The sequence below is a fragment of the Cytophagaceae bacterium ABcell3 genome (assembly GCA_030913385.1).
Classification (GTDB): domain Bacteria; phylum Bacteroidota; class Bacteroidia; order Cytophagales; family Cytophagaceae; genus ABcell3.
The window spans coordinates 4,696,692-4,709,544 of record CP133159.1 but is presented as its reverse complement, the minus strand read 5'-3'; the positions used below and the strand labels follow the sequence as shown (position 1 = coordinate 4,709,544).

Here is a 12,853-nt window from a genome sequence, read left to right as displayed (position 1 = left end):
ATGAAAAACTTGCATTTAGTATTTATAGTACTTCTTTTTTTTTCATGTGAAATCTCTAACACTTCTGAGGAAATTGCAGATCAAAACTTAGTGGAAAAACATGAAGAAGAGATTGATCTTGAAGACGGAAAAACGAATAAGAGTTATTCTTTGCTAATGTCATTTAACGATAAATGGGAAAGTAGAAATTTAAAGGTTAAAGAGAATATTATTGAAGAAAACTTATGGAAAGAGAAATTTTGGGTGCATCTTAATAATACACAAAAAGTTGATACAGTTAATCTTTTTGTGTGTGAAAAGATATATTCAGTTGTTTTAATTGATTCATATAATAAAGAGTATATTATTAATGAATATGTGTTTAAACAGAAAGAGGATGCAGAAAAAATGTTAGATATATTTGGTGAGGGGGTAGATTTTAATTATCATTTCCATAAAGCTCCCCAAGATTTTTGGGTGTATGAGGATAGGATGTTTTATATATGGACAGGAGCTGAAAGTAGAAGGGGAGATTTAAATGAAATAAGTGATTTTATGCAGCAGAGCATAAAATAGCCAGATTGATAATATAGTTCCACTGCTGGCGCACGAGTTTCACGTGTGCCTTACAACGCAGCAATATTTTTTTGAAAGAAGTCTTTAAATTTTTTCTTTGTCAGGAACGTATCGATCATTTTAAAGACCATGTTTTTTTCTTCGGGTTCCAGTTCCAGGTTCTGTGGGAAGGAAAAAGACGAGGAATCAGGGTTGTACTACTACGGCATGAGGTACTACAATGCCTGGACGTGCAGGTTCGTAAGTGTGGATCCGCTGGCGGGGAAAACGAAAAACTTCTCACCATATGCTTATGCCGACTGCAATCCGATAATGAAAAATGACCCTACCGGAGGTAAAGCTGAAAACGCTGGTGGTGGCGGAGATGGTGGAGACGGCGGTGGTGGGGAAAAGGCATCTGATGGGACGGGAGCAAGTGATCGTGAGGGAAGAGATATTGTTAAGGTAAATAACGTCAGTTACGAAACCTGGAAAGGCAAGGACGGCGCCATTTATGCTCAGAAGGTTGAGGATGTTGAAACTGGTAAGGGGCACAGTAAAGTCCCTGTTAATAAAATTGCTAATAAAGCAGAGCGTGAAGCTATTCAAAGTCATTGGGACACTTCTGCACAAGAAAGTGAAAATATGGATACAGGGAATGATCCTATTGATATAGTGGAGAAAACAAAAGAGAATCCCGTAGTTGTAGAAACGGTATCTGAAGAGGTGGCAATACCAGAAAACGTTAGTTCAAATGAAGGGAATGATGCTGATAAAGAGGATACTGTATTAATGGATACCATCAGGGACAGCTTTAATAGTGAAAGCAATAAGGCTGTCCGAACAGTAATTAAGCATACTGATAAAGCTCTGGAAACAAAGCATAAATTAAATGAAAGAAAAATAGGTAAATTAGAGGCTAAAAAAGAAAGGTATAAGGATATCCAAAGGAAAAAAGGTATAAAACATGAAAAAGCAATAAGAAAAACCAATAGAAGCATCAAATCAATAGGTGCTCAGAATTCAGTTCTCAAAGAATTACGAAAAATAACTAAACCAATAAAAAAGTACCTTGATTATGCTAATGTTACAATTGAAGTAGCCAATGCTTTTGTAAAACAAACTGCAGAAGCTATAGCAAGTGCAATAATAGAAGTCTTTTTCTTTTTATTAAGCCAAGTAATGAAATTGGCAAATTTCTTTGTGGCTACTGCTATTGGACTTTTTCTTGATTGGTTTAAAACAACTGATACTTATAACGCTTTGAGGGAAACGTTTATTGATTTAATAAGGGGGTATGGGTATGAATGAAGTGCTACAATCGAAATATCAAACATTATTTGTTGTTCTAAACATATTTTTGATAACGTTTTTCGTAGGGGTCGCGGTTTTGGTGTCCATAAATCCCGAATTATTTTCTTTAGGTGTTTTAGTTGCAATAGTAGTCTTTTGTATACTTATCAGTATCGGACTGATTTTAAATGTAAAATTTGTAATAATAAAAAATGGCGAAATTAAGATTTACAGTTTAATAAAGAGATGGTCATCTAATCTCCAGAATGTAAAGATCAGAACTTATGATTTTTCAATAGATGATTCTTATATGCTTTTTAAGAAAATTAACTTAATTCTGATTAAAAGTCGAGAGTCGGTTACTATATCAGATATTCATTTTTCTAATCTAAGAGCAATTGAAGAGCTTATTCTTAAGCATTCTCATATGAGCAAGAAAGAAAAGGAAAGCTATAGGGAAAATTCTTTAAGTATAGATACGAAGCAAGCTAAAAGGATAATATTTTTTGGTATAGTAAATATTTGTTTTTTGGCTTTTTGTTCTACTTTGCTTGTTCTAAAATTTGAATTTGGAGTATTAATCGTTTTAATACAAACATTTATTTGGTCTTTATTGATTCTGTTAGCCCTTAAAACAATAAAATCCTTTAAAACCCTCCACCGGAAGAGATCCGGCTCGTGAGTGTAGATCCACTGGCGGGGAAGTATCCTTTTTATATCCATATATGGACAAAGTCATTATTTTGAGAAATAAACTTCGATGCAACATTGCTCTCCGCAGGTACAGATGCCCCCCGTACAGACTGGGAAAGCCTCACAGAAGCTGTTCTGGACAGTTTTACCTATGTTACAGGCATGAAATATGATGCCCTTAACAGGGTAACCCCTCCCTCTTGTTGGTGTTTTTCCACTTGTTGGTGTTTTCACCAACAAGCTTCCAGCATAGGGCTACACCCGACACTACAGCTATGAACCGAAATGCAATTTCCCGAAGATGTGGAGCAGGAACGGAAAATACTCCTTCCTAGATATAACCGCTCGGGCGCATTGGAGCAAGTGGGGCTGAAGAATACAGAAGCTTCAGAAGAGCAGGTCTACGTGGAGCGCATTGCCTACAATGCCCGCGGACAGCGAACCCTGATAGCTTTTGGCAACGGCATGATGACACGCTACGCCTATGACGAGGACAACTTCCGCCTCAAAAGGCTGCGTACGGAAAGGTATGAGAAAAACGGCCTTGCCTATAACTACGCCAGCGGAACCGTGCGGCAGGACAATTTTTATGAATACGACCTTTCGGGAAATATCACCTCCATCATCAACCGTGCCCCCGGCAGCGGCGTAGGCGGCACGGACATACTGGAAAAAGACTATACATACGATGCCCTGTACCGGCTACTCTCCGCCACCGGAAGGGAAACAGCCACCACCGCTGCTGAGCCCTGGGACGATACGTACAGGAGCCATGACCCCACACTGACACGCGGATATACCCAACATTACAGCTATGACAAGATGGGCAACATTCAGGGACTGCAGCACATAGCCACCGGCGGAAACTTTACAAGAAGTTTTACATACACAGAAAATAAGAATATATTAGAAGACATTACCATAGGGCAGACGGCTTATGGCTTTATACATGATGTAAACGGCAATATCATAAGAGAAGGAGAGTCCCGGCATTTTGCATGGGACTACGCAGACCGGCTGAAGTCCTTCCGCATACAGGCAGGTGAGGGAGAACCAAGTCTCAATGCCTTTTATCTGTATGACAGTGGGTCTTCTGCTCAAAAGGAAAAGATAAAAAGATATAAAATCGAAAGAATCTTATCTGATCCTGATGCAAACCCGGAAAAATTTTTAAAATATGAAGAAGAGCCAGATCCTTTAGCTCCAAGGGATAAGCAAAAAGATCCTAATAGAAGGTGGGTTACCTATACAAGAACAAATCCTGTTACTGGCCAAGTATATTCTGGAAGGACAAGCGGAACAACGGATCAAACCCCGGATGACATTGTTAAGAACAGGTACAGAGGCAAGGACGAGGCAAAATTAGAAGGATTCGACGATGCAGTGGTGGATAGATCTGCCGATGGAATTAAAGGCTATCTGGCTATCAGAGGAAGAGAACAACAATTAATAGACTTTCATGGAGGTGCTCAAAAAGATAGGGTAGAAACTGGAGGGTATTATGAGGGAGGAGGTACTTCTGCCAATAGTATTAGAGGAGTCAGCAGAAGAAACCTTTTGGGCAGAGTTTATCATCATTTTGCAAATGTTCACCCTCGAATGTTTGGTGGAATAAGTAAATATACAGGTTTATAAAAAATATGGGAAGAAAGAAAACATATGCTCCTATAGGTGGAGTCTTTAAGATAAAATTAGAAAATGATTATTTTATCTATGGTAGAATAATCACATCAGCATGGTGTGCTTTTTATGATTTTAAAACAAATAAGGAAATTGGAAATTTAGAATTTATTCTATCGAAACCCATTAAATATACCACTGCTGTTGATATTAAATCGATTGGTAGTATTTTTGAAATAATTGGAGAATTGCCTCTAGAAGATAAATTTCAAATATTACCATATAGAGCAAAACCAGACAAGTCCTTAAATCCGGATGGTACTTATAAGGAGATTTATGTAATATTTGAAGCTGATGGCCGTATGCGTGTTACAGAAAACAAAGAAGAAGTAATAGGCATGGAAATGCCTATTGTTTGGAGCGAGGAGAATATTCAACAAATTTTGATAGATATGTATTCAGGCCGTACAAGTCCATTAAAAGAAAGATATACGATCCGTTAGTTTATTTAAGCCTATTAAGAAGGTCATTTATAGCCGCCCTCCATTCCGGATCTGGGATTGATCCATCACCTTCCCAAAGTTCCTGAAGTTCTGAACCGGATATTACTTTGTTTACTGCCTGAACAGCAAGTTTGTCTAAGCCATCAGGTTGGGATAAACTTGCTAAATTATCATGAATCTCCTTTGGAAAGTCAGAGGATGGTTTCCCCTTCAGGGCAGCAACAACTTCTGCAGCAGCTAAAGCAGAAGTTGCTTCATCAACCTCTATATAATCATCGTTTTCAATTACTTGTTGAAGAGTGTCCTGAACAAAGTCAATTGAGGGGCTTTCTAAGAATTCATTTACCCAATCTAAGGCACTATCGTTTCCGAAATTTTTTTCACTCCATGCTCCCATAGATTTACTGTTTTTATTTTAAGGCTCTTGTTCTTTAATTTAGTACGAATAAGCACTTTTAGTTTTAAAATCCCTGATATAGGCATTGATAACCTTCATGAGGGTATTTTTATCTTCATCGGGCATAGTGTCTACCTCTTTAAACTGTCTGAGCAGGGCAGTATCTTTAATGGTATTAGTCTCTTCGCTTCCCAGTAAATAATCAGTAGTGACCTCCAAAGCGTCGGCAATATTTTTTAATACCACTGCCGAAGGGATCACCAAGTCTTTTTCGTACTTGGAAATATTTTTTTGGTGTATACCGGCCTTCTCACTAAGCTCTTGCTGTGAAAGCTTTTTCTTTGAACGAGTCAGTTTTATTTTCTCTCCAAGGGTCATAAATGCGATTTTTTAACGTATAAAACGCTTTTAAAGCGAATAATATACAAAAATACTCCTTTTTGTGGATAAAAAAAGGCATAAAAGTCTTGCGTGTTAATACCTAAATGCTGCCTTTGGAGCAAAAAGGTATAATTAAATTTTTTTCCACATGAGCGAAAAATTTTCCTACCACTATAACTACCGCCAATTAGAGGAGCTTTTCAAGATAAGTTCTCCGGAGCAGTTGTCCGGGCTGATGGATGAGCTGCTTTATGTGACCGTAGTCCATAGCGGAGAGCATCACTTTAAGTTCGGGGAGCTGTCGGACGTATTTTTTCATGTCATGCAGCTAAGGGACATCCTTTCAAACCTTAAACCTCTGAAATAATATGGAGATCAAAGAGCTTAAAGCGAGGCTGGATATCATAGAGGTAGCCCAAAACTTAGGCCTGAGCCTGGACAGGCAAAACAAAACCCGCTGCCCCTTCCATAATGACAAGACCCCTTCACTGCAGTTCAGTAAAGAAAAACAGATCTGCACCTGCTTTTCCTCTAACTGCACGGCCGGGACCATGGACGTGATCAGCCTTACAGAGAAATACCTGAAAGTAACTACACACGAAGCAATCAAATGGCTTAAAGAAAATCATCATATAGCCCCATCCAAACCAATGACACAGGTAAAAACACCTGCACTTGACAAAATAGCACTGCTTACCAAAGTGTTCGGCTTTATGTAGAATGCGGTCACCAATAGCGAAAAAGCAAAAGCATACCTGCAGGGCAGAAACCTTGACTATGCAAAATCAGAAATCGGCTATAATACCGGCCAGTTCCATGTCAAAGAGAACAAATACCTTATAGGAACGGCAGAGAAATATGGTTTGCTCAAATCCCTTGGGGGCGGCAATTACAAAGCCTGGGCAAAAGACTGCCTGATCTTCCCCCTAAAAAATAAAGAAAACCTTTTCCACTTGTTGGTGTTTTCACCAACAAGCTTCCAGCATAGGGCTACACCCGACACTACAGCTATGAACCGAAATGCAATTTCCCGAAGACGTGGAGCAGGAACGGAAAATACTCCTTCCTAGATATAACCGCTCGGGCGCACTGGAGCAAGTGGGGCTGAAGAATACAGAAGCTTCAGAAGAGCAGGTCTACGTGGAGCGCATTGCCTACAATGCCCGCGGACAGCGAACCCTGATAGCTTTTGGCAACGGCATGATGACACGCTACGCCTATGACGAGGACAACTTCCGCCTCAAAAGGCTGCGTACGGAAAGGTATGAGAAAAACGGCCTTGCCTATAACTACGCCAGCGGAACCGTGCGGCAGGACAATTTTTATGAATACGACCTTTCGGGAAATATCACCTCCATCATCAACCGTGCCCCCGGCAGCGGCGTAGGCGGCACGGACATACTGGAAAAAGACTATACATACGATGCCCTGTACCGGCTACTCTCCGCCACCGGAAGGGAAACAGCCACCACCGCTGCTGAGCCCTGGGACGATACGTACAGGAGCCATGACCCCACACTGACACGCGGATATACCCAACATTACAGCTATGACAAGATGGGCAACATTCAGGGACTGCAGCACATAGCCACCGGCGGAAACTTTACAAGAAGTTTTACATACACAGAAAATAAGAATATATTAGAAGACATTACCATAGGGCAGACGGCTTATGGCTTTATACATGATGTAAACGGCAATATCATAAGAGAAGGAGAGTCCCGGCATTTTGCATGGGACTACGCAGACCGGCTGAAGTCCTTCCGCATACAGGCAGGTGAGGGAGAACCAAGTCTCAATGCCTTTTATCTGTATGACAGTGGCGGCAACCGCATAAAAAAGCTGGTGCAAAAGCAGGACGGTTCTTATAAAAGCACTACCTACATAGACGGGATATTTGAGCATACCAGGGAAAGCATCAGTGCCGCTGCCTATGCCATCCCGAACCTGGAGGTAGGCCAGTGGACTATTGGTGTATATGACCAGGGTACAGCGATACCGGATTTGGAAATAGGCCAGTGGATAATAGGGCAGTACGGTGGCAGTACCACAGAGCAGAACACCCTGCACATCATGGACGACCAGAGCCGCATAGCCACCATACGCCTTGGCGATGCCATGGGTGACATCACCCCTGCTATTAAGTACAACCTCGAAGACCATCTGGGCAGCAGCAGTATACAATTAGATACAAATGGTACGTTGGTAAACAGTGAGGAGTATTATCCTTTCGGGGAGACTTCTTTCGGGAGCTATGGGAAAAAGCGGTACAGGTTCTGTGGGAAGGAAAAAGACGAGGAGAGCGGGCTGTACTACTATGGCATGAGGTATTATAATGCATGGACGTGCAGGTTTGTTAGTGTGGATCCGCTGGCGGGGAAAACGAAAAACTTCTCACCATATGCTTATGCCGACTGCAATCCGATAATGAAGAACGACCCTACCGGAGGGAAAGCTGAAAATGCCGGTGGTGGCGGTGGTGATGGTGGCGGAGGCGGAGAAAAAGCATCTGATGAGACAGGGGCTAGTCGGGAAGGCCGAGAAATAGTGAAAGTTAATGGAGTGAGTTACGAAACCTGGAAGGGTAAGGACGGCACTATCTACGCCCAGAAATCAAAAGATGCTAAATCGGGTAAAAAACATACCACTCGCCCTGCTGATAAGATAGCCAATAGGGCAGAACGTGAAGCAATCAAAGGCCATTGGGATACTTCTGCACAAGAAAGTGAAAATATGGATACAGGGAATGATCCTATTGATATAGTGGAGAAAACAAAAGAGAATCCCGTAGTTGTAGAAACGGTATCTGAAGAGGTGGCAATACCAGAAAACGTTAGTTCAAATGAAGGGAATGATGCTGATAAAGAGGATACTGTATTAATGGATACCATCAGGGACAGCTTTAATAGTGAAAGCAATAAGGCTGTCCGAGCAGTAATTAAGCATACTGATAAAGCTCTGGAAACAAAGCATAAATTAAATGAAAGAAAAATAGGTAAATTAGAGGCTAAAAAAGAAAGGTATAAGGATATCCAAAGGAAAAAAGGTATAAAACATGAAAAAGCAATAAGAAAAACCAATAGAAGCATCAAATCAATAGGTGCTCAGAATTCAGTTCTCAAAGAATTACGAAAAATAACTAAACCAATAAAAAAGTACCTTGATTATGCTAATGTTACAATTGAAGTAGCCAATGCTTTTGTAAAACAAACTGCAGAAGCTATAGCAAGTGCAATAATAGAAGTCTTTTTCTTTTTATTAAGCCAAGTAATGAAATTGGCAAATTTCTTTGTGGCTACTGCTATTGGACTTTTTCTTGATTGGTTTAAAACAACTGATACTTATAACGCTTTGAGGGAAACGTTTATTGATTTAATAAGGGGGTATGGGTATGAATGAAGTGCTACAATCGAAATATCAAACATTATTTGTTGTTCTAAACATATTTTTGATAACGTTTTTCGTAGGGGTCGCGGTTTTGGTGTCCATAAATCCCGAATTATTTTCTTTAGGTGTTTTAGTTGCAATAGTAGTCTTTTGTATACTTATCAGTATCGGACTGATTTTAAATGTAAAATTTGTAATAATAAAAAATGGCGAAATTAAGATTTACAGTTTAATAAAGAGATGGTCATCTAATCTCCAGAATGTAAAGATCAGAACTTATGATTTTTCAATAGATGATTCTTATATGCTTTTTAAGAAAATTAACTTAATTCTGATTAAAAGTCGAGAGTCGGTTACTATATCAGATATTCATTTTTCTAATCTAAGAGCAATTGAAGAGCTTATTCTTAAGCATTCTCATATGAGCAAGAAAGAAAAGGAAAGCTATAGGGAAAATTCTTTAAGTATAGATACGAAGCAAGCTAAAAGGATAATATTTTTTGGTATAGTAAATATTTGTTTTTTGGCTTTTTGTTCTACTTTGCTTGTTCTAAAATTTGAATTTGGAGTATTAATCGTTTTAATACAAACATTTATTTGGTCTTTATTGATTCTGTTAGCCCTTAAAACAATAAAATCCTTTAAAACCCTCCACCGGAAGAGATCCGGCTCGTGAGTGTAGATCCACTGGCGGGGAAGTATCCTTTTTATATCCATATATGGACAAAGTCATTATTTTGAGAAATAAACTTCGATGCAACATTGGTCTCCGCAGGTACAGATGCCCCCCGTACAGACTGGGAAAGCCTCACAGAAGCTGTTCTGGACAGTTTTGCCTATGTTACAGGCATGAAATATGATGCCCTGAACAGGGTAACCGAAATGCAATTTCCCGAAGACGTGGAGCAGGAACGGAAAATACTCCTTCCTAGATATAACCGCTCGGGCGCATTGGAGCAAGTGGGGCTGAAGAATACAGAAGCTTCAGAAGAGCAGGTCTACGTGGAGCGCATTGCCTACAATGCCCGCGGACAGCGAACCCTGATAGCTTTTGGCAACGGCATGATGACACGCTACGCCTATGACGAGGACAACTTCCGCCTCAAAAGGCTGCGTACGGAAAGGTATGAGAAAAACGGCCTTGCCTATAACTACGCCAGCGGAACCGTGCGGCAGGACAATTTTTATGAATACGACCTTTCGGGAAATATCACCTCCATCATCAACCGTGCCCCCGGCAGCGGCGTAGGCGGCACGGACATACTGGAAAAAGACTATACATACGATGCCCTGTACCGGCTACTCTCCGCCACCGGAAGGGAAACAGCCACCACCGCTGCTGAGCCCTGGGACGATACGTACAGGAGCCATGACCCCACACTGACACGCGGATATACCCAACATTACAGCTATGACAAGATGGGCAACATTCAGGGACTGCAGCACATAGCCACCGGCGGAAACTTTACAAGAAGTTTTACATACACAGAAAATAAGAATATATTAGAAGACATTACCATAGGGCAGACGGCTTATGGCTTTATACATGATGTAAACGGCAATATCATAAGAGAAGGAGAGTCCCGGCATTTTGCATGGGACTACGCAGACCGGCTGAAGTCCTTCCGCATACAGGCAGGTGAGGGAGAACCAAGTCTCAATGCCTTTTATCTGTATGACAGTGGCGGCAACCGCATAAAAAAGCTGGTGCAAAAGCAGGACGGTTCTTATAAAAGCACTACCTACATAGACGGGATATTTGAGCATACCAGGGAAAGCATCAGTGCCGCTGCCTATGCCATCCCGAACCTGGAGATAGGCCAGTGGACTATTGGTGTATATGACCAGGGTACAGCGATACCGGATTTGGAAATAGGCCAGTGGATAATAGGGCAGTACGGTGGCAGTACCACAGAGCAGAACACCCTGCACATCATGGACGACCAGAGCCGCATAGCCACCATACGCCTTGGCGATGCCATGGGTGACATCACCCCTGCTATTAAGTACAACCTCGAAGACCATCTGGGCAGCAGCAGTATACAATTAGATACAAATGGTACGTTGGTAAACAGGGAGGAGTATACGCCCTTTGGGGAGACTTCCTTCGGGAGCTATGGTAAAAAGCGCTACAGGTTCTGTGGGAAGGAAAAAGACGAGGAAAGTGGATTGTATGCAATGGGAGCCAGGATGTATTCTGCATGGACGTGCAGATTTACAAGTGTTGATAAAATGACTGGTAAGCATCCTAATAAAACTCCTTACCATTACGCAAGTAATAATCCGATAAATAGAATTGACCCTTCAGGTATGGAAGATGAACCTTCTGGAGGTGGAAGCGGAAATGATAATATTGCACAAGGAACGTATACCCATGAATCAGGGGAAGAGTATACTTATACAGGAGAAGAAGGAGTACCAGAAAAAACATTAAAGGAATTTGGGTGGTCAAAGAAAATTGATGTATCAAATGTATCGGACAAGTATGTAGCGCAAGCAGATAATACAAGGGTTGAAAAGCCTCAATTTAATCCTAAGGATATTAAACCTTCTAATGAAAATAAAGAGAGTCCTAAATTAAATTCTGCAGAGCAAGCTTTAAGAGATGAAACAGTTAAGGCTGCTACTGAAAAAGGCAGTCAACTTTTAGAAAAGAAAGCTGAAACTATTCAAAAGGATCTCCGCAAAGAAGGACTTGTTGGAAGTAGTAACGGTAAAAATTATCAAACTACATTAAAGAAAGACGGAACACCACGAGAGTTAGGGAATAAACATTTTAGAACAACTGGGCACATGCCTAATACTGCTACGACTAAAACTTTAAAACTTGTTGCAAAAGGATTGTCTGAGATTGGGAATATAATGGAACTTGTAAATATGGCTGAAGTGGTATTGGGCAAAGCAGAACCATATACCTTATTACCGCTTTCATTTGTAAATGATGAAATATTTACAAACATCGATCAAGCTTTATTGAGTGCAGCATTGTCCCAAGGGTATGAAGCCACTTTAAACTACAAGAATAATAATGAAAAGTTAATGAAAGATTTTTCAATGCTATATATGAATGAAGCAGACTTTAATTCATTAATGTCAGGAGAGATCACAGATCTAAGTCAAATAAAGAGTTTAGGAGATATGTCCCATGGTTTTGCTGCATTCGCACATAGGGGTAAGTCCTTAAGTGTATTAGCAGGATTTAAGTTTAAGTAATGATGATACAAAGATGTTTTATTTTCATTTCAATATTTTGGATTATCTCTTGTTCTGGCCAAAGCCATCAGAAGGATCTGTATTATGATCAGGGAATGAAGTATGTTAATTCTCAGAAATGGAAAGAGGCCGTAGAAGCTTTTACAAAAGCTGTAAATGCAGATTCTACCGATGCGGATGTTTATGATATGCGAGGATTTTCCTATAATAAACTTGGGGATTATGACCAAGCTATAAATGATTGGCAAAAAGCGTTAAACTTAGGGAAGTATGATGCTCCTATCCATATTAATATGGGTGATGCTTATTTCAGTTTGGGAGAATACCAAGATGCTAGAAATCTTTTTCTTATTGCTCGTAAAATTGATTCAACCAATCAAGTTGTAAATTTTGGTTTAGGAGTGTGTTACTCAAAATTAGGTAATTATAGTTCAGCAATTAAATATCTTTCATATGATATAGATTTAGATTCTACCGATGCAGAATCCTATTACGTAAGAGCTATTTCCTACCAAGAGATAAAGGAATATAAAAAGGCAATTGAAGATTATACAAAAGCAATAAAATTTGATTCTAACCAGTCTAAGTATTTTGTTGATAGAAGCGCAGCATTATTTTATTCAGGAGAATATCATAAAGCAATAGGAGATTGTTCTCATTCTATAAAAATTGACCCTTTAAACTTAGAAGCATTTTTTATTAGAGGATTAGCGTATAATGAAATTGGGGAAAAAGAGAAAGCTTGTCAGGATTTTTTGCATTTGGAAATAAATAACTTCTCAAAGGATATTAGTGAAGAATTAGAGGAGTGTAGGAAATAAATTAAAATACA

Annotated in this window: 13 protein-coding genes; 11 read left to right on the top strand and 2 right to left on the bottom strand. The window is 40.0% G+C overall.

From position 1 onward, the window contains the following. From RCC89_19355 to RCC89_19335, 5 genes are all read left to right on the top strand, one after another. Positions 1 to 555: a hypothetical protein gene (locus RCC89_19355; protein ID WMJ75299.1), complete on the top strand. Its 555-nt coding sequence runs from the start codon at positions 1 to 3 to the stop codon at positions 553 to 555. Between the two features lie 129 nt (positions 556 to 684). Continuing rightward, positions 685 to 1,845, top strand: coding sequence for an RHS repeat-associated core domain-containing protein (locus tag RCC89_19350; GenBank protein ID WMJ75298.1), 1,161 nt, complete (start codon positions 685 to 687; stop codon positions 1,843 to 1,845). Continuing rightward, positions 1,832 to 2,509, top strand: coding sequence for a hypothetical protein (locus RCC89_19345; protein ID WMJ75297.1), 678 nt, complete (start codon positions 1,832 to 1,834; stop codon positions 2,507 to 2,509). The genes RCC89_19350 and RCC89_19345 overlap by 14 nt, the downstream gene beginning before the upstream one ends. A gap of 296 nt (positions 2,510 to 2,805) precedes the next feature. Continuing rightward, entirely contained in the window at positions 2,806 to 4,155 is a 1,350-nt protein-coding gene (locus tag RCC89_19340) for a hypothetical protein (GenBank protein WMJ75296.1), read from the top strand. A 5-nt stretch (positions 4,156 to 4,160) separates the two neighbouring features. Then, a complete protein-coding gene (locus tag RCC89_19335) occupies positions 4,161 to 4,643 on the top strand; it encodes an Imm26 family immunity protein (GenBank protein ID WMJ75295.1) in 483 nt (160 codons plus the stop codon). A gap of 1 nt (position 4,644) precedes the next feature. Here the strand turns inward: RCC89_19335 and RCC89_19330 are convergent, their stop codons facing one another. After that, complete coding sequence (locus RCC89_19330) at positions 4,645 to 5,040, bottom strand: DUF4259 domain-containing protein (GenBank protein WMJ75294.1); 396 nt, start codon at positions 5,038 to 5,040, stop codon at positions 4,645 to 4,647. 39 nt (positions 5,041 to 5,079) lie between these two features. Then, positions 5,080 to 5,418 (bottom strand): helix-turn-helix transcriptional regulator, encoded by a 339-nt coding sequence (locus RCC89_19325; GenBank protein ID WMJ75293.1) that lies wholly within the window; start codon positions 5,416 to 5,418, stop codon positions 5,080 to 5,082. 151 nt (positions 5,419 to 5,569) lie between these two features. Between RCC89_19325 and RCC89_19320 the strand changes: the two genes are divergently transcribed. The 6 genes from RCC89_19320 to RCC89_19295 all read left to right on the top strand — a co-directional run bounded on the left by RCC89_19320 (position 5,570) and on the right by RCC89_19295 (position 12,842). Next, entirely contained in the window at positions 5,570 to 5,788 is a 219-nt protein-coding gene (locus RCC89_19320) for a hypothetical protein (protein WMJ75292.1), read from the top strand. Position 5,789: 1 nt separating this feature from the next. Next, positions 5,790 to 6,140: a CHC2 zinc finger domain-containing protein gene (locus RCC89_19315; GenBank protein WMJ75291.1), complete on the top strand. Its 351-nt coding sequence runs from the start codon at positions 5,790 to 5,792 to the stop codon at positions 6,138 to 6,140. A 301-nt stretch (positions 6,141 to 6,441) separates the two neighbouring features. Next, positions 6,442 to 8,820, top strand: a complete 2,379-nt coding sequence (locus tag RCC89_19310) for an RHS repeat-associated core domain-containing protein (GenBank protein WMJ75290.1) — start codon at positions 6,442 to 6,444, stop codon at positions 8,818 to 8,820. Continuing rightward, positions 8,807 to 9,484 carry a hypothetical protein gene (locus RCC89_19305; GenBank protein WMJ75289.1) on the top strand — a complete coding sequence of 226 codons (678 nt, stop codon included), beginning with the start codon at positions 8,807 to 8,809 and terminating at the stop codon, positions 9,482 to 9,484. Before RCC89_19310 ends, RCC89_19305 begins: the two co-directional genes overlap by 14 nt. A gap of 86 nt (positions 9,485 to 9,570) precedes the next feature. After that, positions 9,571 to 12,021 (top strand): RHS repeat-associated core domain-containing protein, encoded by a 2,451-nt coding sequence (locus RCC89_19300; protein WMJ75288.1) that lies wholly within the window; start codon positions 9,571 to 9,573, stop codon positions 12,019 to 12,021. Then, complete coding sequence (locus RCC89_19295) at positions 12,021 to 12,842, top strand: tetratricopeptide repeat protein (protein WMJ75287.1); 822 nt, start codon at positions 12,021 to 12,023, stop codon at positions 12,840 to 12,842. Before RCC89_19300 ends, RCC89_19295 begins: the two co-directional genes overlap by 1 nt. Positions 12,843 to 12,853 lie beyond the last annotated feature (11 nt).

What these genes read in the sequence shown, in the direction of transcription:
- RCC89_19355 (WMJ75299.1), top strand. Translation starts at nt 1, where the DNA reads ATGAAAAACTTGCATTTAGTATTTATAGTACTTCTTTTTTTTTCATGT.
- RCC89_19350 (WMJ75298.1), top strand. Translation starts at nt 685, where the DNA reads ATGTTTTTTTCTTCGGGTTCCAGTTCCAGGTTCTGTGGGAAGGAAAAA.
- RCC89_19345 (WMJ75297.1), top strand. Translation starts at nt 1,832, where the DNA reads ATGGGTATGAATGAAGTGCTACAATCGAAATATCAAACATTATTTGTT.
- RCC89_19340 (WMJ75296.1), top strand. Translation starts at nt 2,806, where the DNA reads ATGCAATTTCCCGAAGATGTGGAGCAGGAACGGAAAATACTCCTTCCT.
- RCC89_19335 (WMJ75295.1), top strand. Translation starts at nt 4,161, where the DNA reads ATGGGAAGAAAGAAAACATATGCTCCTATAGGTGGAGTCTTTAAGATA.
- RCC89_19330 (WMJ75294.1), bottom strand. Translation starts at nt 5,040, where the DNA reads ATGGGAGCATGGAGTGAAAAAAATTTCGGAAACGATAGTGCCTTAGAT.
- RCC89_19325 (WMJ75293.1), bottom strand. Translation starts at nt 5,418, where the DNA reads ATGACCCTTGGAGAGAAAATAAAACTGACTCGTTCAAAGAAAAAGCTT.
- RCC89_19320 (WMJ75292.1), top strand. Translation starts at nt 5,570, where the DNA reads ATGAGCGAAAAATTTTCCTACCACTATAACTACCGCCAATTAGAGGAG.
- RCC89_19315 (WMJ75291.1), top strand. Translation starts at nt 5,790, where the DNA reads ATGGAGATCAAAGAGCTTAAAGCGAGGCTGGATATCATAGAGGTAGCC.
- RCC89_19310 (WMJ75290.1), top strand. Translation starts at nt 6,442, where the DNA reads ATGCAATTTCCCGAAGACGTGGAGCAGGAACGGAAAATACTCCTTCCT.
- RCC89_19305 (WMJ75289.1), top strand. Translation starts at nt 8,807, where the DNA reads ATGGGTATGAATGAAGTGCTACAATCGAAATATCAAACATTATTTGTT.
- RCC89_19295 (WMJ75287.1), top strand. Translation starts at nt 12,021, where the DNA reads ATGATGATACAAAGATGTTTTATTTTCATTTCAATATTTTGGATTATC.